At 76.1% G+C, this 25,662-nt stretch carries 1 protein-coding gene; it reads right to left on the reverse strand.

Annotated features, from left to right (window positions below; translation table 11 throughout):
- Positions 1-3: 3 nt before the first annotated feature.
- Positions 4-25,662 (reverse strand): type I polyketide synthase, encoded by a 25,659-nt coding sequence (locus tag QC282_RS28160; protein WP_279552396.1) that lies wholly within the window; start codon positions 25,660-25,662, stop codon positions 4-6.

Consider the following 25,662-nt stretch of genomic DNA (forward strand, 5'->3'; position numbering starts at 1 on the left):
CCGTCACTGGGCGGAGACGTCGACGCCGTCCGCGTCGTCGTCCGTGTCGTCGGCGGTGTCGTCGAAGTCGTCGGGTCCGGGGCCGTCGGCGGTGTCGGGGCCGTGGCCCTTGAGGGCGGCGCGGACGAGGTCGTCCAGGGCCATCGCGTCGATGTCGGCGGCGGGTTCGGCGTCCTCGGGCGCGGTGGGCGCGGGTGGGGCGTCCCCGGCGAGGGCGAGGAGGCCGTCGAGGAGGCCCGCCTCGCGGAGCCTGGCCACCGGCAGCGCGGCGAGGACCGACCGGATCCGGGCGTCCTCCGGGCCGTCGTGCGCCGGGGCGGGTGCCTCGGGCGCGAGCCGCCGCGTGAGGTGTTCGGCGAGGGCCAGCGGGGTCGGGTGGTCGAAGACGAGCGTGGCGGCGAGGGCCAGGCCGGTGGCGGCGGTGAGCCGGTTGCGCAGCTCGACGGCGCCCAGCGAGTCCACGCCCAGGTCCCGGAAGAGGCGTTCGGCGCCGACGGCGTCCGCGTCCCGGTAGCCGAGCACCTCCGCGGTGCGGGCCCGTACGACGTCGAGCACGGCCTCCGTGCGGCGGGCGGCGGGCAGCCTGGTCAGCCGGGCGCGCAGCGAGCCGTCCGGCTGCGGGGCGCCGTCGGCGGGGAGCCTGGTCGGCCCGCCGCCGGCCGCCGCGCGGTCGAACGCGCCCTCCGTCACCTTCGCGACCAGCGCGGTCGGCGGGGCTTCGGTCACGAGGCGGCACAGCATCTCGGCGGCCCGACCGGGGTCCATCGGCGCGACGCCGGCCCGCCGCGCGGCGGCCTCGGCGGCTGCCGCCCCGGCCATGCCCCCGCCGCCCCACACGCCCCACGCGATGGAGGTCGCGGCCAGTCCTTCGGCCCCGCGCCGTTCGGCAAGGGCGTCCAGTACGGCGTTGGCGGCGGCGTAGTTGGCCTGGCCGGGGTTGCCGACGACGGCGGTCGCGGAGGAGAACAGCGCGAACACCTCCAGGTCCGCGTCCCGCGTCAGCTCGTCCAGCAGCAGCGCGGAGGCGGCCTTGGCGCGGAACACCGGCCCGAACCGCTCGGGGGTGAGCCGGTCCAGGATGCCGTCGTCCACGACCCCGGCGGTGTGCACGACGGCGGTCAGCGGCAGGTCCGCCGGGATCGCGGCGAGCAGCGCGCTCAGCTGCTCGCGGTCGGCGACGTCGCAGGCCGCCAGGGTGACCCGGGTGCCGAGCGCGGCGAGTTCGTCGCGCAGGGCGACGGCGCCCGGTGCGTCGGGGCCGCGCCGCCCGGCGAGTACGAGGTGGGGTGCCCCGGCGCGGGCGAGCCGGCGGGCGACATGGGCGGCGAGCGCCCCGGTGCCGCCGGTGAGGAGGGTGGTGCCGGTGGGTTGCCACGTGGCGGGGGCCTCGCCCGGCGCACCGGTCGGCGCCGGGTCCGCGGGCGCCGGGACGATGCGTCGGCCGAAGACGGTGCCCGCGCGGACGGCCACGTGACCCTCCCCGTCGGGCCAGGCGAGCACCCCGGCGAGCGCGGCCAGGTCACGGGCGGCCGGCGCGCCGGCGGGCAGGTCGACCACACCGCCCCACCTGTCGGGGTACTCCAGCGCGGCCACCCGCCCCAGCCCCCAGGCGGCGGCCTGGAGCGGCGCCGTGACGGCGTCCGCCGCGCCCACCGACACGGCGCCCCGGGTGACGCACCACACCGGCGCGGCGAGACCCGCGTCGCCGAGCGCCTGGAGCAGTACGGCCGTCGCCGCGGTGCCCACGGGCACCCCGTCGCCGGTCACGGCCTCGTCGAGCGCGAGCAGCGACAGCACCCCGGCGAAGGACCCGCCGGTCTCCCTGAGCCGCCGGGCGAGTCCGGCACGCTCGTACGTGCCGGTCCGCAGCCGCACCACGTCCGGGCCGAGCGCGCCCAGCACCGCGTCCGTCCACGCCTCGTCCGCGCCGGACTCCGGGAGGACCGCGAGCCAGGTCCCGGCGGGGCGGCGGGCCGGGGCGCCGGACAGCGGCTGCCAGACGACGCGGTGGCGCCAACTGTCCAGCTCCGCCTCGGTGTCGCGCCGCCTGCGCCAGTCGGCCAGCGCGGGCAGCACCTTGGCCAGGGCGTCGTCGTCCACGTCGAGCCGGGCGCCCAGCGCGGTGAGGTCCTCGTCGGCGAGCCCCGCCAGGGGGTCACGCACACGTGCGGTGGCAGTGGCGGGCAGGTCGGGCCAGAACCGCTCGTTCTGGAACGGGTACGTCGGCAGGTCCACGCGCCGCGCCCCGCTGCCGGCGAAGTACGCCTCCCAGTCCACGCCGAGTCCGGCCAGCCGCAGCCGCGCCACGGCCCGGCCCAGCGCGTCGGGCTCGGTCCGGTCCCGGTGCAGCAGCGGTACGGCGAGGGCGTCGGCCGCGTGCCCGGCGGACGCCATGCCGAGCAGCACGCCGCCCGGGCCGACCTCCACCAGCACCGACACCTGACGGTCCGTCAGAGTACGTACGCCGTCGGAGAAGCGGACGGCCTCCCGGACGTGCCGCACCCAGTAGTCGGCCGTGCCGAGTTCGTCCCCGGCGAGCGTGCCGGTCACGTTCGAGACGACCGGGACGACGGGCGCGCGTCCGGTCAGGCCGGTCAGCGCCCGCCGTAACTCCTCCAGCATCGGTTCCATCAGCGGCGAGTGGAACGCGTGGCTCACCCGCAGCCGGTGCGTACGGCGGCCCGGGCCGGCGAAGTGGGCGCCGACACGCAGGACTTCGCTCTCGTCGCCGGAGACGACGACGGCGTCGGGGCCGTTGACGGCGGCCAGGGACACCCGGTCGCCGAGCAGTGGACGCACCTCGTCCTCGGTCGCCCGCACGGCGAGCATCGCGCCCCCTTCGGGCAGCCGCTCCATGAGCCGGGCGCGGGCGGCGACGAGCCGGCAGGCGTCGGCGAGCGACAGCACCCCCGCGGCATGGGCGGCGGCGATCTCGCCGACCGAGTGGCCGATGACGTAGTCCGGGGTGATGCCCCACGACTCCAGCAGCCGGAACAGGGCCACCTCGACGGCGAACAGCGCCGGCTGCGCGCTGCCCGTGCGGTCGAGGGCGGCGGCGTCCTCGCCCCACATCACCGCGCGTACGGCGGGGTCGAAGTGCCCCAGCACCTCGTCCAGCGCGGCGGCGAACACCGGGAAGGCCTCGTACAGTTCGCGGCCCATGCCGAGCCGCTGGCTGCCCTGGCCGGGGAAGAGGAACGCGGTCCGGCCGGGGCGCGGCGCGTCCGCGCGCAGCACGTCGGGGCCGGTGTCCTCCCCGTCGGCGACGGCCGCGAGGCCCGCGGTGAGCTCGTCCCGGCCCGTGACGGTCAGGGCGGCCCGGTGCTCGAACAGGGCGCGCCCGGTGGCGAGCGAGTAGGCCAGGTCCGCGACGCCCGTGCCGGGTTCTGCGGTGACCCGGTCCAGGAGGCGGCGGGCCTGGTCGCGCAGGGCGGCGGGCGTGCGGGCGGACAGCACGACGGGCAGCGGGTGGCGCAGGTCGGGCCGCCGTTCCGGCTCGGGGGTGCCGGCGGGGGCCTGTTCGAGGACGACGTGCGCGTTGGTGCCGCTCGCGCCGAAGGAGGACACGCCCGCGCGGCGCGGCCGTCCGGTCTCCGGCCAGTCGGTCGCCTCGGTGAGCAGGCGTACGGCGCCGGAGGCCCAGTCGACGTGCGGCGACGGGGTGTCGGCGTGCAGGGTCCTCGGGAGGAGGCCGTGCCGCATCGCCAGGATCGTCTTGATCACGCCGGCGACGCCGGACGCGGCCTGGCTGTGGCCGATGTTGGACTTCACCGACCCGAGCAGCAGCGGCCGTTCGCGGTCCCGGCCGTAGGCGGCGAGCAGGGCCTGCGCCTCGATCGGGTCGCCGAGGCTCGTGCCGGTGCCGTGCGCCTCGACGGCGTCGACCTCGGCCGGGGCGAGGCCCGCGCTCGCGAGGGCGCGGCGGATGACGCGCTGCTGGGCCGGGCCGTTGGGCGCGGTCAGGCCGTTGGAGGCGCCGTCCTGGTTGATCGCGGTGCCCCGCACGACGGCCAGCACCGGGTGCCCGTGGCGTACGGCCTCGGACAGCCGTTCCACGACGAGCATGCCGACGCCCTCGGCCCAGCCGGTGCCGTCGGCGTCGGCGGAGAACGCCTTGCAGCGGCCGTCGGCGGACAGCGCGCCCTGGGCGGTGAACTCGACGAACCCGACCGGCGTCGCCATCACGGTCACACCGCCGGCCAGCGCCACCGCGCACTCCCCCGCCCGCAGCGCCTGCACGGCGAGGTGCAGGGCCACCAGCGAGGAGGAGCAGGCGGTGTCGACGGAGACGGTCGGCCCCTGGAGGCCGAGGGTGTAGGCGACGCGGCCGGACAGCAGGGCGCCGGACTGGGCGGTCTCCCAGCGGCCGAGGTCGTCCGGCAGCCGGTAGTCGCCGCTGGTGCCGCCGACGAACACACCGGCGTCCGTGCCGCGCAGACCGGTCGGGTCGATGCCCGCCCGCTCCAGGGCCTCCCAGGACGCCTCCAGGACGAGACGCTGCTGCGGGTCCATCACCAGGGCCTCGTTGGGCGAGATGCCGAAGAAGCCGGGGTCGAAGTCGGCGGCGTCGTCCAGGAATCCGCCGCGCCGGGTGACGCTGCCGCCGGGGCCGCCGGACATCAGCCGGTCGAAGTCCCAGCCCCGGTCGAGCGGCATGTCCCCGGTCGCGTCGGCGCCGGCGACGACGAGGTCCCACAGGTCCTCGGGGGTGCGCACGCCGCCGGGGTAGCGGCAGCTCATGCCGACGACGACGATCGGGTCGTCGTCGGCGACGTCGCCGACGGCCGCCGGGGAAGCGACCGCAGCGAGCTCGCCGCCCTGGTCGCCCGGGAGGAGTTCGGCCAGGAGGTGCCGGGCGAGCGCCTCGGGCGTCGGGTGGTCGAAGACGGCGGTGGCGGGGACCGCGAGTCCGGTGGCGCGGGACAGCTGGTCGCGCAGGTCGACGGCGGCCAGCGAGTCGAAGCCGAGGTCGCGGAAGGGCCGGTCGGCCTCGACGGCGTCGATTCCGGCACCGCTCGTGCCGTGACCGAGGACGAGGGCACTCTTCTCGCGGACGAGGGTGAGCAGCACGCCGGCCCGTTCGGTGCCGGGCAGCGCGAGCAGTTCCGTCCGCAGTCCGGCGGCCGGATCGTCACCGGGGCCGTCCTCGGCCAAGGTGAGGGCGTCGCGGGCCTCGGGCAGCGCGGTGAACAGCGCGGCGGAGGCGCCGCCCGCGGTGTGCGCGGGCATAAGGGCCGCCCAGTCCACGTCGACCGCCGTCACCGAGGGCAGGCCGAGGCCGACGGCACGGTCGAGTGCCGCCAGCGCGGCCTCCGTGTCGAGGGCGGGCATGCCGCTCAGTCGCAGGTGTCCGGCGAGGGACGGCTCGACCGTGTCGGCCCAGGCGCCCCAGGCGACCGCCACGGCCGCCAGTCCGCGCGCCCGGCGCCGCTCGGCGACGGCCGCCACGGCGGCCCCCGCGGCGGCCTCGGCCGCACGGCCCCGCGCACCCCAGGTGGCGGCGACGGACCCGAACAGCACGAACGCGTCCAGCGGCCGGTCGGCGAGGAGTTCGTCGAGATGGCGGACCCCGGTCGGCACGTGCCCGCGCCGGGCCCGGGTGGAATCCCCGGCGAGGCCCGTGCCGGATTCCCCGCCGCCAAGCGCCGCGGCCCGCCCGGCGGGAAGGCCGACGCGTTCCGCGGTGGTGGTCACCCCGGCGGACACCTCGACACCGGCCTCCCCCGGCTCCCGGACAGTCGCCCGCGCGGCTTCCCCCGCAGACACCTCGACACCGGCCTCCGCCGACTCCCGGACAGTGGCCCGTGCGGGTTCCCCGGCGGGTACCGCGGCGGCCTCCGCCGATTCCCGGACAGTGGCCCGCGCGGCTTCCCCCGCGGACACCTCGACACCGGCCTCCCTCGGCTCCCGGACAGTCGCCCGCGCGGGTTCCCCGGCGGATACCGCGGCGGCCTCCGCCGGGGACTCCCCGCCGGACGCCCGTGAGCGATCCCCTGCGCAGTCCCCCGTCGAGCCCTCGGCCGCCTCTCCGGCGGCCTCCTCCGCGTGGACGACGGCTGTCAGCGTGTCCCCGTCCAGTGCCGCGAGGAGGTCCGCGAGTTCGGCGCGGTCGGCGGTGTCGCAGGCCTGGACGGTGACCGGGCAGGCGGTGCCGGGCACCCCGGCGAGGACCCGGTCCGCGGTGTCCGGCGCGGGCGCGCGACCGACCAGTACGACGTGCTCGGCGCCGCCGACGGCCGCCCGGCGCGCGACCGCGACGCCCATCGGGCCCGTGCCGACGACCAGTACGGTGCCGCGCGGCGACCAGCCGACGGCGTCCGGGGCGGGCCGTGCGCGGACGATCCGGCGGGCCAGGGCTCCCCCGTCGCGCAGGGCGAGTTCGCCTTCGCGGGTGTGTCCGCCGCGCGCCGCGAGGGCGAGCAGCCGGCCCAGCCGTTCGTCGGGGGTGTCCGCCAGGTCGAGCAGCCCGCCCCACCTGTCCGCCGCTTCCACGGCGGCGACCCGTCCGGCGCCCCAGACCGCGGCCGACTCGGCGTCCGGCGCCGGATCGCCGGACCCGGCCGACACACCGAGGCGGGTCACGCACCACAGCCGCGCCGTCACACCGCCTCGCTCCAGCGCGTCCAGCAGCCCGCCCGGCCCGTGGGCACGCACCGCGCCGGGCAGGGCCAGCACACCGGTCACCTCGCCACCGGCGGCGGCGCCCGCGACGGCATCCACGTCGAAGCCCGCAACGCCCGTACTCAGCAGGCGTTCCGTGCCCAGCGCGGCGGCCACCGCCTCGGCCCACGCCTCGTCCCCGGCGGTGGCCAGCAGCAGCCAGCGCCCGGGAGCGGGCGCGTCGGGCAGGGGCACGGGCACCCACTCCGCGCGGTACAGCCGGTCGTCGGCGGCGGCACGGGCGCGGTGCCGGCGTCGCCAGGCGGCCAGCGCGGCCGTCGCCTCGGTGCCCAGGTCGGTGCCGAGCGCCGCGGCGAGCGCCTCCGGGTCGGCCGCCTCGACGGCCTGCCAGAACTCGGCCTCCAGAGGGTCGGTGGCCGTCACGGGCGCGGCCTCGGGCCAGTACCGGCGGCGTTGGAAGGCGTACGTCGGCAGGTCGACGACGTGGGCGCCGGTTCCGGTGAAGAAGCCGGCCCAGTCGAGGGGGACTCCGTCGGTGTGGAACCGGGCCAGCGCGGTGAGCGCGGCGGTCTGCTCGTCCCGGTCCCGGCGCAGCAGTGGCACCACGGCCGCGTCCGTCCCGTCGTCGGCGAGGCAGGCCCGTACGGCTCCGGAGAGGACCGCGTCCGGGCCGATCTCCAGGAAAGTGCTGACCCCGGCGTCCCGCAGGGCGGCGATGCCGTCGGCGAACCGCACGGTCTCGCGGACGTGCCGCACCCAGTAGTCCGGGGTGCGCAGTTCGGCGTCGGTGGCGGGCCGACCGGTGAGGTCGGAGACGACCGTGAGGGCCGGCGGGCGGAAGTCCAGTCCGGCGATGGCCGCCCGGAAGGCGTCGAGCATCGGGTCCATGAGCGGCGAGTGGAAGGCGTGGCTGACGCGCAGGCGGGTGACGCGTGCGGCGTCGAGCCGGGCCAGCGTGGCGTCCAGGGCGGTCTCCTCGCCGGACAGGACCACCGCGTCGGGCGCGTTGACGGCGGCCACGGCGACACCGTCGGCGAGCAGCGGCCGCACCTCGTCCTCGGTGGCCCGTACGGCGGCCATGGCGCCGCCGGCGGGCAGGGCGTCCATCAGCCGGGCCCGCGCGGCCACCAGGGCGCACGCGTCGTCGAGGCCGAGCACGCCCGCGACATGGGCGGCGGCGATCTCGCCGACCGAGTGGCCGACGACGTATTCGGGGGTGATCCCCCACGACTCCAGCAGCCGGAACAGGGCCACCTCGACGGCGAACAGGGCGGGCTGCGCGTTGCCGGTGCGGTCGAGGGCGGTGGCGTCCTCGCCCCACATCACCGCGCGCAGGGAGCGGCCGAGTCCGACGTCGAGCCGCGCCAGCACGGCGTCCAGGGCGTCCGCGAACACCGGGAAGCGGCCGTACAGTTCACGGCCCGTGCCGAGGCGCTGGCTGCCCTGGCCGGAGAAGATCACGGCGAGCGGGCCGCGTGTGCCGCGTGCCCGGCCGCGTGCCACCTCCGTGACGCCGTCCGGCGTGGCGAGCAGTACCGCGCGGTGCGGGAAGGCGGCGCGGGCGGTGGCGAGGGTGCGGGCCACGTCGGGCGCGGGCAGGTCGGGACGGTTCGCGGTGTGGGCGAGCAGCCGGTCCACCTGGGCGTCGAGGGCGGCGGCCGTGCGGGCGGAGACGATCCAGGGCCAGGGCACCGAGTGCGGTGCGGGTTCTTCGGTAGGCGGGGCCGCGCCGTCCGTCGCCGGCTCGGGCGCCCCGGCTGTCTCGGGGGCCTGTTCCACGATGACGTGCGCGTTGGTGCCGCTCATGCCGAACGCCGACACTCCGGCCCGGTACGGTCCCGCCGCCGTGGGCCAGTCGGCGGGCTCGGTCAGCAGCGCGAGGCCGCCGGCCGTCCAGCCGATGTGCGGGGAGGGTTCCTCGGCGTGGAGGGTGCGCGGCAGGACTCCGTGCCGCATGGCCAGGAGCATCTTGATGACGCCGGCGACACCGGCGGCGGCCTGCGTGTGCCCGAGGTTGGACTTCACCGTGCCGAGCAGCAGCGGCCGTTCGCGGTCCCGGCCGTAGGCGGCGAGCAGGGCCTCCGCCTCGATCGGGTCGCCGAGCCGCGTGCCGGTGCCGTGCGCCTCGACGGCGTGGACGTCGGCGGGCGTGAGTCCGGCGTCGGCGAGGGCGTGGCGGATGACGCGCTGCTGGGCGGGGCCGTTGGGGGCGGTGAGGCCGTTGGACGCGCCGTCCTGGTTGATCGCGGAGCCGCGGATCAGCCCGTGCACGGGGTGGCCGTTGCGGCGGGCGTCGGAGAGCCGTTCGAGGACCAGGACGCCGACGCCCTCGGACCAGGACGTGCCGTCGGCGTCGGCGGAGAACGCCTTGCAGCGGCCGTCGGCGGCGAGCCCGCCCTGCGCGCCGAACTCCACGAACGCGTCCGGTGCCGACATCACCGAGACGCCGCTGGCGAGGGCGAGTTCGCAGTCCCCGTCGCGCAGCGCACGCGTGGCCCAGTGCAGGGCGACGAGCGAGGCCGAGCAGGCGGTGTCGACGGTGACGGCGGGGCCCTCCAGGCCGAGGACGTAGGAGAGGCGGCCGGACAGGACGCCGGCGGTGTTGCCGGTGGCGGCGTAGCCCTGGACGTCCTCGGTGCCGCGCCGCAGCACGGTGGCGTAGTCCTGGCCGTTGGTGCCGACGAAGACGCCGGTGGGGCTGCCGCGCAGGGCGCTCGGGTCGATGCCGGCGCGTTCGAGTGCCTCCCACGAGGTCTCCAGCAGGAGCCGCTGCTGCGGGTCCATGGCGAGGGCCTCGCGGGGGCTGATGCCGAAGAAGTCGGCGTCGAAGTCGGCGACTGCGTCGAGGAATCCGCCGCCGCCCGTGGCGGTGAGGCTCGCCAGGTCCCAGCCGCGATCGGCCGGGAACGGTCCGACGGCGTCCCGCCCGTCGGCGAGGAGCCGCCACAGGTCGTCGGGGCCGGTGACGCCGCCGGGGAAGCGGCAGCCGATGCCGACGACCGCGATCGGGTCGTCAGCCGTCTCCGCGCCCGCCCGCCGGGCCGCCGGGGCCTGGGGAGCGGGCTCGCCGCCCGTCTCGCCGAAGAGTCGGGTGAGCAGGAAGGCGGCCAGGTCCTGCGGGGTCGGGTGGTCGTAGACGAGGGACGCGGGCAGGGTGAGGCCGGTGGCGGCGGAGATGCCGTTGCGCAGTTCGAGCGTGGTCAGGGAGTCGAAGCCGAGGTCGCGGAAGGTCCGGTCGGCCTCGACGGTCCGCCGGTCGCTGTGCCCGAGGACGGCCGCGACCTGCGTGAGCAGCAGGTTCAGCAGGTACCGGCCGCGTTCGGCGGCGGGCAGTGCGGAAAGCCGGGCCCGCAGGTCGTCGGCGGCGGCGGGCTGTGCGCTTTCCCGCGTGGTCGGGGCGGTGGCCAATTCCCCGAGGAACGCGGCGGAGCCGGGCTGCAGACCGGCGAGCCGCTGCCGGTCGACGTCGGCGACGGTGACGGCGGTGTCGTCGTGGGCGACGGCGTCCAGCAGGGCGTCCACGGCGAGTTCGGGGTCGAGCGGGGTGAACCCGGCGCGGCGCAGCCGTCGGTCGATGTCCTCGCCGCCGGCCATGCCGCTGCCCGCCCAGGGGCCCCAGGCGAGAGCGGTCGCGGGCCGGCCCTCGGCGCGGCGCCGGGCGGCGAAGGCGTCCAGCCAGGCGTTGGCGGCCGCGTAGTTGCCCTGCCCGGCGGCGCCGATCACGCCGGCGGTGGAGGAGTACAGCACGAACGCGGTCAGCGGCAGGTCCCGGGTGAGTTCGTCCAGGTTGCGGGCCGCGGTCGCCTTGGCGCGCAGGACGGCGGTGAAGGCGTCGGGGGTGAGGGCGTCGACGACGCGGTCCTCGACGACGCCGGCCGTGTGCAGGACGGCGGTCAGCGGCGCGTCGGCGGGCAGCGCGGCCAGCACGGCGGCGAGCGCGTCCCGGTCGGCGGCGTCGCAGGCGGCGACGGTCACCCGGGCGCCGAGCCCGGTGAGTTCGCGGCGCAGCTCGTCCGCGCCGGGCGCGTCGGGCCCGCGGCGGCTGAGCAGCAGCAGGTGGCCGACGCCTTCGCGGGCGAGGCGGCGGGCCGCGTGGGCACCGAGGGCGCCGGTGCCGCCGGTGACGAGGACGGTGCCGTGCGGGTCGGCGAGCCCGTGCGGGCGGGCCTCCCCCGCCGCCTCTCGGGGGCTGGGGACGAGCCTGCGGACGTACACGCCGGAGTCGCGTACGGCGGTCTCGGTCTCGTCGCCCGCCAGGACGGCGCGCAGCCTGCGCGTCACCTGGGCGTCGACCCGGGCGGGCAGGTCGGCCAAGCCGCCCCACCGGCCGGGGTGTTCGAGGGCGACGACCCGGCCGAGGCCCCACACGGCGGCCTGCTCGGGGTCGACCGGCTCCGTCTCACCGAGCACGGAGACGGCGCCCCGGGTGAGGCACCACAGCGGGGCGTCGACCTCCGCGTCCCCGAGCGCCTGGAAGGCGGTGGCGGTGAGCGCGGCGGCGCCCTCACCGGCGAGCGCGAGCAGCGACAGCACACCCGTGAAGCCGCCCCCCGCCGCCCGGAGCCGCTCGGCGGTCTCCTCGCGGTCGCCGGTGACGGTGACACGCTCCACGTCGGTGCCGAGGGCGGCGACGACCGCCTCCGCCCACGCGTCCCCGTCGGCCTCGGCGGGCAGCAGGACCAGTCGGCGTCCGCCGAGCGTGCCCGGGGCGGCGGGAGAGGCGACGGGCCGCCAGACGACCCGGTGGCGCAGGGCGTCGAGCCGGGCGCGGTCGTGGCGGCGCCGGCGCCAGGCGGACAGGGCGGGCGCGAGCGCGTCGGCCGTGTCCGGGTCGAGACCGAGCTGCGCGGCCAGGGCCGCGCCGTCCTGCCGCTCGACGGCGGCCCAGAACGCGGCGTCGGCGGGGTCGGCGGCCCGGTGAGCCCCGGTGTCCGGTGCCGACGGCCAGTACCGCTGCCGCTGGAACGCGTAGGTGGGCAGGTCGACGTGACGGTCCTGGACGCCGACGGCGGCGAGGAAGGCGGCCCAGTCGACGGCCGCGCCGTGCACGTGGACGCCCGCGAGGGCGGTGGTGAGGTGCGTGACCTCGTCCCGGTCGCGGCGCAGCAGCGGCAGTACGGCCGCCGGCGCCGCGTCGCCGCCCGGTGCGGAGTCGAGGATCGCGCGGGTCATGCCGCTGAGCACGGCGTCGGGTCCGATCTCGACGAAGGTCCGCACGCCGCGCCCGGTGAGGGTGCCGACGGCATCGGCGAACCGGACCGTGTCCCGGACGTGCCGCACCCAGTGCGCGGGGTCGGCGAGCTGTTCGCCGGTGACGACGTCGCCGGTGAGCGTGGACACCAGGGGCAGCGCGGCCCGGTGGGTCCGGATTCCGGCCACGGCCTCGGCGAAGGCGTCCAGCATGGCGTCCATGCGGGGCGAGTGGAAGGCGTGGCTGACGCGCAGCCGGCGCGTGCGGTGACCGCGTCCGGCGAGGGTGGCGGCGACGGCCTCGACGGCGTCGTCGTCGCCCGCGATCACGAGTGACGCCGGGCCGTTGACGGCGGCCACGGACACCCGCTCGCCGAGCAGCGGCGTGACTTCGTCCTCGCCGGCCGCCACGGACACCATCGCGCCGCCCTCGGGCAGTTCCGCCATGAGGCGGGCCCGGGCGGACACCAGGGCGCAGGCGTCGGGCAGGCTGAGGATGCCCGCGGCATGCGCGGCGGCGATCTCGCCGACGGAGTGTCCGGCTACGTGATCCGGGGTGATCCCCCACGACTCGACCAGCCGGAACAGGGCCACTTCGAGGGCGAACAGAGCGGGCTGGGTGTAGCCGGTGCGGTCCAGCAGGGCCGCCTCGGGGCTGCCCTCGGGCGCGAACATCACCTCGCGCAGCGGGACGTCCAGCCCGGTGTCGAGATGCGCGAGGACGGCGTCCAGCGCGTCGGCGAACACCGGGAAACGGTCGTACAGTTCACGTCCCGTGCCGGGGCGCTGGCCGCCCTGCCCCGTGAAGAGGAACGCCTGCCTGCCCCGGCCGGCGCCGGGCGCCGACGGGCGGACCACCGCCGGGTCGGGCTGCCCGTCCCGGACGGCACGCAGCCCGCGCAGGAGCTCGTCCCGGTCGTGCGCGACGACGGCGGCGCGCCGCTCGAAGGCGGAGCGGTGCAGGGCGAGGGCGCCGGCGAGGTGCGCCACGGGCAGCTCGGGCCGGTCCTCGGCGAAGTCCAGCAGGCGGGCGGCCTGGGCCCGCAGGGCGTCGTCACCACGGGCGGAAACCAGCACGGGCAGCGGCCCGACGGGCCGGCCCGGCCCCGGCTGCCCCGGTGCCGCGCCGTGCGAACCCACGGTCCCGGGCGGCTCGGCCCCGGCGGAGGGCCCGACTGCCTCCGTCTGCTCCGACTGCTCGGACGGCTCGCGGGGCTCGGAGGGATCGCGGGGCTCGGACGGCTGGGACGGACCGCGGCGCTCGGACGGCTCGGACGGCTTCGAAAGCTCTGCGGGTACCGGCGTCCCGTACGTCTCAGGCGCCTGTTCCAGCACCGTGTGCACGTTGGTCCCGCTGATCCCGAACGACGACACGGCGGCCCGCCGGGGCCGGCCCGTCTCGGGCCACGGAACGGCCTCGGCGAGCAGCCGCACCTCACCCACCGACCAGTCCACGTGCCGCGACGGCCGCTCGGCGTGCAGGGTGGGCGGGAGGATGCCGTGCCGCAGTGCCAGCACCGTCTTGATGACCCCGGCGACACCCGAAGCGGCCTGCGTGTGACCGATGTTGGACTTCACCGAGCCCAGCAGCAGCGGCCGCTCCCGGTCCTGCCCGTACGTGGCGAGGAGGGCCTGCGCCTCGATCGGGTCGCCGAGCGCGGTGCCGGTGCCGTGGCCCTCCACGGCGTCCACGTCACCGGGTTCCAGGCGGGCGCCGGCGAGGGCCTGCCGGATGACGCGCTGCTGTGCGGGACCGTTGGGCGCGGTGAGGCCGTTGGACGCGCCGTCCTGGTTGACGGCGGAGCCGCGCACGACCGCGAGGACCGGATGCCCGTTGCGTACGGCGTCGGAGAGCCGTTCCACCAGGACGATGCCGACGCCTTCGGCGAGCGCCATGCCGTCGGCGCCGTCGCCGTACGCCTTGCAGCGGCCGTCGGGGGCGAGGGCGCGCTGGCCGCTGAAGCCGATGAAGGTGTTGGGCGTGGCCATGAGGCTGACGCCGCCGGCGAGCGCCAGGTCGCTCTCGCCGTTGCGCAGCGACTGGCAGGCGAGGTGGAGGGCGGTCAGGGAGGAGGAGCAGGCGGTGTCCAGGGTGACGGCCGGGCCCTCCAGGCCGAGCAGGTAGGAGACGCGGCCGGACAGGACGCTGGTGAGGGAGCCGGTCACGGCGTGTCCGTCGGCGCCGTCGCCGCCCGCCACCGGGTAGTCGTGGTAGCTGGCGCCGATGAACGCGCCGGTGCGGCTGCCCCGGATCCGCTCGGGCACGATGCCGGCCCGTTCGAACGCCTCCCAGGAGGTTTCCAGCAGCAGCCGCTGCTGCGGGTCCATGGCGAGTGCCTCGCGCGGCGAGATGCCGAAGAACCGCGGGTCGAAGCCGGCGGCGTCGTCCAGGAAGCCGCCCTGGACGGCGTAGGTGCGGCCGGGGGTGTCCGGGTCGGGGTCGTAGAGGGAGTCCAGGGGCCACCCGCGGTCGGCGGGGAAGCCGGTGATGGCGTCCGTGCCGGCCATGACGAGGTCCCACAGGGCCTCGGGCGAGTCGACTCCGCCGGGGTAGCGGCAGGCCATGCCGATGACGGCGACCGGTTCGTCGAGGCCGACGGCGACGGGCGCGGCGGGTCCGGATGGCAGGGCGCGGCGGTCACCGAGCCTGCCGCGCAGGTGTGCGGCGAGCGCGGCCGGGGTCGGGTGGTCGAACACCAGCGTGGCGGGCAGGGTGAGCCCGGTGGCCTGGGCGAGCCGGTTGCGCAGGTCGACGGCGGTCAGCGAGTCGAAGCCGGCGTCGCGGAAGGCGCGCCGCTCGGACAGGTCGTCGGGTCCGGCGAGGCCGAGGACGGCGGCGGCCTGTCCGCGCACGGTGTCGAGGAGCAGCCGGTCCCGCTCGGCGGCCGGCAGTGCGGCCAGCCGGGTCGCGAACTCCCCGGCGCCGTCCCGCGACTTGCTCTCGTCGGCCCGGGCCGCCCGCCGGATCTCGGGGATCTCGTCGAACAGGCGGGTTTCGCGGACCGAGCCGAACACCGGGTAGTAGCGGTCCCAGTCGACGTCGGCGACGGCGATCACCGACTCGCCGTCGTCCAGGGCGCGCCGCATCCCGGCGAGAGCCAGGTCGGCGTTCATGAAGACGAGGCCGGTGCGGCGCACGTGGTCGGGGGCGACGCGGCCGACGCCGAGTTCGTTGGCCCAGATGCCCCAGTGCACGGAGGTGGCGGCCAGGCCCCGGGCACGGCGTTCGGCGGCGAGCGCGCCGAGGTGGGCGTTGCCTGCGACGTAGGCGGCGTGCTGTCCGCTGCCCCACAGTCCGGCCACGGACGAGAACAGCACGAACGCGTCGAGCTCGGCGTCGCCGAGGAGCGCGTCGAGGTTCCTGGCGCCCTCGACCTTGGCGTGCAGGACGCGGGAGATGGCGGCCAGGTCGGTGGCGGCGAGAGTGTGCAGTTCGATGACGGCGGCGGCGTGGATGACGGTGCGCAGTTCGTGCCCGGCGGCGCGCAGCCCGTCGAGGAGGCCGCCGAGCGCGGCCCGGTCGGTGATGTCGCAGGCGGCGACGGTGACCTCGGTGCCGGACTCGCCGAGTTCCGCGACGAGTCCGGCCGCGCCGGGCGCGTCCGGGCCGCGCCTGCTGACCAGGACGACGCGCCGCGCGCCCTGTGCCGCGAGCCAGCGGGCGACGTGGGGGCCGAGGGTGCCGGTGCCGCCGGTGACGAGGACGGTGCCGCGCGGCGTCCACGTACCGCTCGCCGGCCGGTCACCGGTGCGGTCGCGGACGACGCGGCGGGCGAAGACGCCGGAGGGGCGCAGCGCGAGCTGGTCCTCGGCGGTGTGGTCGCCGCCCGCGAGGAGGCCGGACAGGCGCCGGGCGGCCCGTTCGTCCAGGGTGTCGGGCAGATCGACGGCGCCGCCCCAGAAGCGGGGGTGTTCCAGGGCCGCGGTCCAGCCGATGCCGAGCGACTGCGCCTGCGTGGGCCGGGTGACCCGGTCGGCGCGTCCGGTCGCCACGGCACCCCGGGTGAGGAACCACAGCGGCCGGTCGGCGCCGAGGTCGGCGAGGGCCTGGACGAGGACGACGTTCAGGGCGGTGCCGAGGGCCGCGCCCGGGTGCCCGGGGCAGTCCTGCTCGGCGCCGGCCAGGAGGGACACGACACCGACGACGGGCGGCGCGGGGTCGACGACCGACGGCGCGGGGTTGGCGACCGGCGGCTCCATGCCGGCGACCGGCGGCGCGGAGCTGGTGACGGCGACGGGCGGCGCGGCGACGGCCACGGACGGCTCGGTGCCGTCTTCGCCCGACGTGACGCCAGCCGTAACGCCCGACGGGACGCCCGATGTGGCACTCGCCGTGGCACTCGCCGTGGCGCCCGACGTGGCGCCCGACGGGACGCCCGCTTGCGTGAGCAACGCGGCCAGCGCCGCGCGGTCGAGGTGCGTGGGGTCCAGGAGCAGCCGCTCGGCGGCGGCGCCGTGCGCGCCGAGCGCGGCGATCACGTCGGCGTCGTCCACGCCGTCGGCCGTGAGGACGAGCCAGCGGCCCGTGGCGGTGGCGGCGGGCGGCCCGGACAGCGGCACCCAGCGGACCTTGTACCGCCAGTCGTCCAGCGTCGACTGCTCGCTGCGGCGCCGCCGCCACGCGGTCAGCCCCGGCAGTACGGCGGCCAGCGCGTCCTCGGCGACGTCCAGGTCCCGGGCGAGGCCGGTCAGGTCCGCTTCCTCGACGGCGCTCCAGAACGCCGCGTCGTCCGCCTCGCCCGCGCCGCTCCCGGCGCCCGGTGTCACCGGCGGCACCCACAGCTGCTGGTGCTGGAAGCGGTAGGTCGGCAGGTCGACTCGGGGCCGTGGCGCGTCGCTCCCGCCGAGCGCCGCCGTCCAGTCCACCCGTACACCCCGTACGAACGCCTCGGCCGCGGACGTCAGTACGCGCCGCGCGTCGTCCTGACCGCGCCGCAGGGTGCCGCCTGCGAACGCGGCAACCCCGGCCCCGTCGATCGCGGCCTGGATGCCCATGGTGAGCACGGGGTGGGCACTGACCTCGATGAACACCCGGTGCTGCGCGGCCAGCAGATCGTCGACGGCGGGCCCGAAGCGGACGGTCTGCCGCAGGTTGCGGTACCAGTAGTCGGCGTCCGTGCCGCCGGTGCGGGCGGGGTCGCCCAGCCATGCGCCGGTCACCGTGGACAGCATGGGGACGCGGGGCTCGCGCGGGGTGAGGGGGGCGAGGACGTCGAGGAGTTCGTCGCGCAGGTCCTCCACGTGGACGGAGTGCGAGGCGTAGTCCACGGGGATCTTCCGGGCGCGCACTCCCTCGGCGGTGAGTTCGCCGTGGAGGGCGTCCAGTGCCTCGGGGTCGCCGCAGACGACGACGGTGCCGGGCCCGTTGACGGCAGCGACGGACAGCCTGCCGTCCCACGCCTCCAGCCGGGCGGCGGCCTCCTCGGCGGGCAGCGGCACGGACATCATGCCGCCACGCCCGGCGAGGGTGCGGCCGATGGCCTGGCTGCGCAGGGCGACGACCCGTGCGCCGTCCTCGACGGACAGCGCGCCCGCGACGACGGCGGCGGCGATCTCGCCCTGGGAGTGGCCGACGACGGCGTCGGGCCGCACGCCGTACGCCTCCCACACGGCGGCCAGGGACACCATCACGGCCCAGGTCACCGGCTGCACGACGTCGACCCGGTCGAGGCCGGGCGCGCCGGGTTCCTCGCGGAGTACGGCGGTGAGCGACCAGTCGACGAAGGGGGCGAGGGCGGCGGCGCACGCGGTGACGCGTTCGGCGAACACCGGGGAGCAGTCCAGGAGCCGGGCGCCCATGCCGGCCCACTGGGTGCCCTGGCCGGGGAACACGAACACGGTCCGCCCGTCGACGTCCGCCTCGCCGTGCACGACGCGGGCGCCCGGTTCCTGCCCGGCGAACGCGTGGAGCGCGGCGATGAGTTCGGCGCTGTCGGCACCGAGGGCGACCGCGCGGTGCTCGAACAGGGAGCGGGTGGTGACGAGGGCGAATCCGACGTCGGCGGGGTCGGCGCCGGTGGCCGTGGGGTGCGGGGCGAGCGCGGCGGCCTGGTCGCGCAGGGCGGCCCGGCCACGGGCGGACAGCACCCACGGCAGCGCGCCGGACACCGGGACGGCGGCCGTGGCGACGCCCGGGACCTGCCGCCCGACGGGCGCCGCTTCCCGCACGGGTGCCTCGGCGGGCGACTCGGCTGGTGTCTCGGCCGGTGCCCCTTCCGGCGCCGGTGCCGCGGCCGGCAGTTCGGTGGCCCCCACGTCCCGAACGGGCGTCGCGGCTGCGGCCTCGGCGGGTCCCACGTCCCGCACGGGCGCCGCGACAGGGGCCTCGGCGGGTGCCTCCTCCAGGACGGCGTGCGCGTTGGTGCCGCTGATGCCGAACGAGGAGACGGCGCAGCGGCGCGGCCGTCCGTTCGTGGTCCAGGGCCGTTCCTCGGCCAGCAGCCGCAGTGCGCCCGACGTCCAGTCGATGTGCCGGGACGGCGTCTCGGCGTGCAGCGTCGGCGGCAGCACGCCGTGACGCAGCGCCAGCACCATTTTCATGACCCCGGCGACACCGGCGGCGGACTGGGCGTGCCCGATGTTGGACTTCACCGACCCGAGCCACACCGGCCGCTCCGGGTCACGGTCGCGCCCGTACGTCGCCACCAGCGCCTGAGCCTCGATGGGGTCGCCGAGCGCGGTGCCGGTGCCGTGGGCCTCGACGGCGTCGATGTCGTCCGGCACGGCGCGGGCGTTGGCGAGGGCCTGCCGGATGACGCGCTGCTGCGCGGGGCCGTTGGGCGCGGTGAGGCCGTTGGAGGCGCCGTCCTGGTTGACGGCGGAGCCCCGGATGACGGCGAGGACGGGGTGCCCGTTGCGGCGGGCGTCGGAGAGGCGTTCCACGAGCAGCAGCCCGACGCCCTCGCCGAGGGTCATGCCGTCGGCGCCGTCCCCGAACGCCTTGCACCGGCCGTCGGCGGCCAGCGCCCGCTGCCGGCTGAACGCCACGAACGAGTCCGGCGTCGTCATCACGGTCGCACCGCCGGCCAGCGCCAGCGTGCTCTCCCCGTTGCGCAGCGACTGGCAGGCCAGGTGCAGCGCGACGAGCGAGGACGAGCAGGCGGTGTCGACGGTGACGGCGGGTCCTTCCAGGCCGAGGACGTACGACAGCCGCCCGGACAGCACGCTCGGGCTGGAGCCGGTGACCATGTGGCCCTCGCTGCCCTCGCCCGCGCCACGCCCGTAGTCCTGGTAGCTGGAGCCGACGAACGCGCCGGTGCGGCTGGCGCGCAGCGCGGCCGGGTCGATGCCGGCGCGCTCGATCGCCTCCCAGGCGGTCTCCAGCAGCAGCCGCTGCTGCGGGTCCATCACCAGCGCCTCGCGCGGCGAGATCCCGAAGAAGACGGGGTCGAACTCCCCGGCCCGCTCCAGGAATCCGCCCTGCGTCGAGTATGTCGTGCCGCTGCGGTCGGGGTCGGCGTCGTACAGGCCGGCGACGTCCCAGCCGCGGTTGCCGGGGAACTCCCCGATGGCGTCCGTGCCCGAGGCGATCAGCTCCCAGAACGCCTCCGGGGAGTCGGCGCCGCCGGGGAAGCGGCAGCTCATGCCGATGACGGCGATGGGCTCCTCGGACACGTCGGCGACGACGGCCTCGGTGGCCCCGGCGCCCGCGTCGGCGAGAAGTTCGCCGAGCAGGTGCCGCGCGAGGGCGACCGGTGTCGGGTGGTCGAACACCATGGTCGCGGGCAGAGTGAGCCCGCAGGCCACGGTGAGCCGTTTGCGCAGCTCGACTGCCATGAGCGAGTCGAACCCGGCCTCCTGGAAGGCACGTTCGGGCTTGACGGCGTCGGGGCCGGGGTGACCGAGCACGGCGGCGGCGTGGGTGCGGACCACGTCGAGCAGGAGCGGCAGCCGGTCGGCCTCGCGGGCGGCGGCCAGCCGGTCGCGCAATTCGGCCGCCGCGCCGGCGCGTTCCCGCCGTGCCTGCTGCGCGGCGGTGGCGATCTGCCGGGCGCCGGGCAGCGCGGTGAGGGACGCGGTGTGCCGCAGCGCGAACATGTTCTCCAGCAGCTCGGGCGCGGCCAGGTCGGCGACGACCGTGTCCGCCACGCCCTCGCCGACCAGTTCGGCCATCGCCTCGAGGGCGAGGTGCGGCTCCAGCGCCGTTCCCGCGGCATGCCGTCCGAGCCGCCCGTCGGCGGCCATGCCGGCGCCGCTCCAGGCGCCCCAGGCGACGGACGTGGCGGGCAGTCCGGCGGCCCGGCGACGGCGGGCGATGGCGTCCAACGCGGCGTTGGCCGCAGCGTAGTTGGCCTGTCCCGGGTTGCCGACGGAACCGGCGAGGGAGGAGAACAGCACGAAGGCGTCGAGGTCGTGGCCGCGCGTCAGCTCGTCCAGCGCGTCCGCGGCGGCGACCTTGGCGCGGAAGACGTTCTCGAAGCGGTCCGCCGTCAGGCTGTGCAGCGTCCCGTCGTCCAGCACACCGGCGGTGTGCACGACGGCGGTCAGCGGCTGCCCGGCGTCGAGCGCGGCGAGCAGTCCGGCGAGCCGGTCCCGGTCGGCGGCGTCACACGCGGCGAGGGTCACGCGGGCACCGAGCGCGGTGAGTTCGTCCTTGAGCTCGGCAGCGCCGGGCGCGTCGGGGCCGCGTCGGCCGACCAGCAGCAGGTGCTGGGCCCCGCGTGCGGCCAGCCACCGGGCGACGTGGGCACCCAGGGCGCCGGTGCCGCCGGTGACGAGGACGGTGCCGGACGGTTGCCAAGGGGCAGCGGGTGTCGGGGCGGGGGCGGGCGCGGCGACGATGCGCCGGCCGTACGTCCCGTCGGACCGCACGGCGATCTGGTCCTCGCCGTCGGCGCGCGTCAGTCCGACGAGGAACCGCCGCAGGGCCTGCCCGTCCAGTTCCGCGGGCAGGTCGAGCAGGCCGCCCCACCGCTCCGGGTACTCCAGTGCGGCGACCCGCCCGAGCCCCCAGACGGCGGCGGCAGCGGGCTCGACGCGCTCCCCGGACCCCGGTACGGCCACGGCACCGCACGTCACCACCCACAGACGCGTGTCGAGCCGCACGTCCTCCATGGCCTGCACCAGGGCGGTCGTTGCGGTGACGGCAACCGGCACCCCGGAGGCCGTGACCTGCGTGTCCGCCGCGAGCAGCGAGACAACACCGGCCGGCGCCACTCCTTCCGACAACTGCTCTGTGGCGCGCAGCAGTTGTGGGCCCATTGCCTCCCGGTCGTCACCCGGACCGACCTCCACCAGGAGCGTCGCGGCGCCGAGCCCGTCGCACACGGACCGCACCCACGGCTCGTCAGCCCGTCCTTCGGGCACGACGGCCAGCCAGACACCGCCGGACCGCTCAGCCGAGACCGGATCACCGAGCGACCGCCACGTCTCACGGAAGCGCCGGGCGTCCACGACGGAACGCGCCCGCCGCCGACTCCGCCATGCCGACAGCGCGGGGACGACGTCGCTCAGCACCCCGGTGTCGAGGCCGAGCCGACCCGCCAGGCCGTCCAGGTCGGTACGGTCCACCGCGTCCCAGAACTCGGCGTCGGCGGGGTCCGCCGCGCGGGCCGTCGCCTGGACCTCGGGCCAGTAGCGCTGCCGTTGGAAGGGATACGTAGGTACGTCGACCAGCCGCGCACCGCTGCCGGTGAACAGCGCGGGCCAGTCCACGGACACGCCCGCCACGAACAGCCGGCCGAGCGCCGTGAGAACGGCGGTCTCCTCGTCCCGGTTCTTGCGGAGGACGGGAACGACCGTGCTGTCCCCGGGGGCGGACTGCTCGATGAGGGCGGTGAGGGTGCCGTCGGGGCCGAGTTCGAGGAAACGCGTGACGCCGCGCTCGCTGAGGGTGCGGATGCCGTCGGCGAAACGGACGGTCTCCCGGACGTGGCGGACCCAGTACTCGGGGTCGCCCGGATCGCCCGTGCAGACGACGGGGATGCGCGGCTCGTGGAACTCCAGCGCGGACAGCGCGGCCCGGAAGTCCTCCAGCATCGGGTCCATCAGAGGCGAGTGGAAGGCGTGCGAGACCCGCAGCCGCGTCGTACGACGGCCGGGCAACCCGGCCACCACCGCCAGCACGGCTTCTTCGGACCCCGACAACACCAACGACGACGGCCCGTTGATCGCCGCGATCGACACACCCTCGCCCACCAGCGGCGTGACTTCGTCCTCTGCGGCCTCCACGGCCAGCATCAACCCGCCCTCGGGCAACGCCTGCATCAGCCGAGCCCGAGCCGACACCAGCGCACACGCATCCGCCAGCGACAACACACCCGCCACATGAGCGGCGGCGATCTCACCGACGGAATGCCCGGCCAGGTACTTCGCAGTGACGCCGAGAGAGGTGACGAGCCGGAAGAGGGCGACCTCCACGGCGAAGAGAGCGGGCTGCGCGAACCCCGTCCGGTTCAGGGCCTCTTCGTCCTCGCCCCACATCACCCCTAGCAGAGCGGGATCAAGCTCCGCGAGCACGGTGTCCAAGGCCTCGGCGAAGACGGGAAAGCGCTCGTACAAGTCCCTGCCCATACCGAGCCGCTGCGAGCCCTGCCCCGAGAAGACGAACGCCGACAGACCCTCGCTGACGACGCCCCGGGCGACTTCCGCGACACCATCGGCGGAGCCGGCCAGAACGGCGCGGTGCGTGAACTGCGTCCGGCCGACGGCCAGTGAGTAGCCGACGTCCGCCGTGGGCTCGTAGGCACGCAGTCGCGCGATCTGCTCGTCCAGGGCCTGCTCGGAACGGGCCGACACCACCAGCGGGACAAGCACCCCGTCGGGCCGCTCGTCGACCGGCCCGGGCTCCGGACCGGGCTCCGGACCGGCTTCCAGGATCACGTGCGCGTTCGTCCCGCTCAGCCCGAACGACGACACACCCACCCGACGGCTACGGCCCGTCTCCGGCCAGAGAGTCTCCTCCCGCACCAACTCCACAGCCCCGGCAGACCAGTCCACGTGCGACGACGGCGCATCGACATGCAGACTCGGCGGCACCACCCCGTGCCGCATCGCCATCACACTCTTGATCACACCCGCCACACCGGCAGCGGCCTGCGTATGCCCCAGATTCGACTTCACCGACCCCAGCAACAGAGGCCGCTCACGGTCCTGCCCGTACGTCGCAAGGAGAGCCTGCGCCTCAATCGGGTCCCCGAGGGTCGTACCCGTGCCGTGCGCCTCCACGACGTCCACGTCAGCGGCCCGCAAACCGGCACTGGCGAGAGCCTGCCGGATCACCCGCTGCTGAGAGGGCCCGTTGGGCGCGGTAAGACCATTGGAGGCCCCGTCCTGGTTCACAGCACTGCCACGCACCACCGCAAGAACCCGATGCCCGTTCCGAAGCGCATCCGACTGCCGCTCCAGCACCAGAACACCGACACCCTCGGCCCAGCCCACCCCATCAGCCGCATTCGAAAACGCCTTGCACCGGCCGTCCGGCGCCAACCCACCCTGCCGAGAGAACTCCACAAACGTCGTCGGCGTCGACATCACCGTCACACCACCGGCCAACGCCAGACCGCACTCCCCCGACCTCAACGCCTGCGCAGCCAAATGCACCGCCACCAACGACGACGAACACGCCGTGTCAATCGACACCGTCGGCCCCTCCAAGCCAAGCGTGTAGGCCACGCGGCCCGAAGCGACGCTGGGTGAACTGGCGTTGCCCCGGAAGCCCTCGAACTCCTGCCCAGTGAGCAGATTGGCGTAGTCGTTGTACATGACGCCGGCGAAGACACCCGTTTGGCTGCCGCGCAGCGAGCTCGGGTCGATTCCGGCCCGCTCGATCGCCTCCCACGACGACTCCAGCAGCAACCGCTGCTGAGCATCCGTCGCCAACGCCTCACGCGGACTCATCCCGAAGAACTCGGGATCGAATGCGCCGGCGTCGGTGAGGAATCCGCCTTCGCGTGCGGAGGACGTTCCGGGGTGATCCGGGTCCGGGTGATACAGCCGCTCCAGATCCCAGCCACGGTCCGACGGGAACTCGGACACCGCATCGGCGCCTTCGGACACCAGCCGCCACAAATCCTCGGGCGAAGCCACCCCACCCGGGAAACGGCACGCCATCCCGACAATCACGACCGGATCATCCGCGACGGACGGCAGACGCTCGGCGACAGACGGCGGCGCCGCCTCAGCGTTGGCCCCCAGCACCTCTCCCAGCAAAAACTCCGCCAGCCGATCCACCGTCGGATAATCAAAAACCAGCGTCGCCGGAAGCCGCAGACCCGTCACCGCCTGCAACCCATTACGCAACTCAACCGCGAGCAACGAATCAAAACCCAAATCCCGGAACGACCGAGACGCATCCACCCCCGACACACCCTCATACCCCAACACCAACGCCACCTGACCCCGCACCAGATCAAGCAGCACCTCACCCCGCTCCACCACATCCAACGGCACCAACCGCTGCACCAGGCTCCCCGCAGCCGCCACCACCCGACGACGCGACCGCACCAAGCCCCGCAGCACGGCGGGAGCTTCGCCGTGGGCGCGGACGGCGCGCAGGTCGAGGGGCAACGGGGCGACGACGTCCTGTCCGGTGGTGAGGGCGGCGTCGAAGAGAGCGAGGCCCTGTTCCGCGGTCACGGCGGGGAAGCCGGTGCGGGACATGCGTTCCTGCTCTGCGGCGGAGAGTTCGCCGGTCATGCCGGTGCCGTCGAGGTCCCAGGGGCCCCAGACGAGCGAGGTGGCGGGCAGGCCGAGGGAGTGCCGGTGGCTCGCGAGGGCGTCGAGAAACGCGTTTGCGGCGGCGTAGTTGGCTTGGCCGGTGCCGCCGAAGGTGCCGGCCGCCGACGAGAACAGCACGAAGGCGCGTACGTCGGGGAGCAGTTCGTGCAGATGCCATGCCGCGTCGGCCTTCGGCGCGAGCACGGCGTCAAGGCGCTCGGCGGTCAGACCGCCCACGAGCCCGTCGTCCAGGACGCCCGCGGCGTGGACGACGGCGTGGATCGACCGCCCGGCGACGGCGGTGGCCAGGGACTGCCGGTCCGCCACGTCGCAGGCGGCCACGTCGACCCGGGCACCCAGCGCTTCGAGGTCCGCGACGAGTTCTCCGGCGCCGGGCGCCTGGGCTCCGCGACGCGAGACGAGCAGCAGTTCCCGCACTCCGTGCGCGCGGACGAGATGCCGGGCCACCAGTGCACCCAGGCCACCCGTACCGCCGGTCACCAGCACCGATTCGATGCCCGTCCACACGTCGGAAGCGGCATCGGGCAGCGCGGCCCGGACCAGACGAGGCACCACCAACCGACCGTCCTGGACGGCCACTTCCGGCTCGTCGGCGAGCGCGAGGGCCCGTACGACCGCGTTCCGGTCGAAGGGCTCACCGGCCGACGCGATCAGGCCGACGCGGCCGGGACACTCGTTGTGCACCGCGCGGAGCAGACCCCGTACCGCGCCCAGCACGGGTTCCGGCAGGTCGTCCCGCACCAGCAGAACAAGCCGGGCCGCGGTGAACCGCCCGTCCTCCAGCCACGCCTGAACGAGCCGCAGAACGCGCCCCGTCACGGCGTGCAGGTCGCCGACAACGTCGGCGGGCTCCGTCCCGCCACCGGTGACGACGGCGAGTACGACGTCCGGCACGTCGTCGCCGACGCCGTCCAGGTCGGGGAACGCGGTAACGCCCAGCGTCTCGCCCATGCCCCCGTCGCGGTCCTCGACGAGCGCGAACGGGGCGTCGTACGTGCCGGACGAGGCGACGGGCGTCCACTCGACCCGGTACAGGTCGTTCGCGCGCCGAACACCGGTCGGCAGACGGTCGTCGGCCGGCCTGACGGTGAGCCGGTCGACCGTGGCGACCGGGTTGCCGTCCTGGCCGACCACCGTGACGGCGATGCCACCGCTCCCGGTCCGCCGCAGCAC

This window comes from Streptomyces sp. DH24 (assembly GCF_029813775.1).
Classification (GTDB): Bacteria; Actinomycetota; Actinomycetes; order Streptomycetales; family Streptomycetaceae; genus Streptomyces.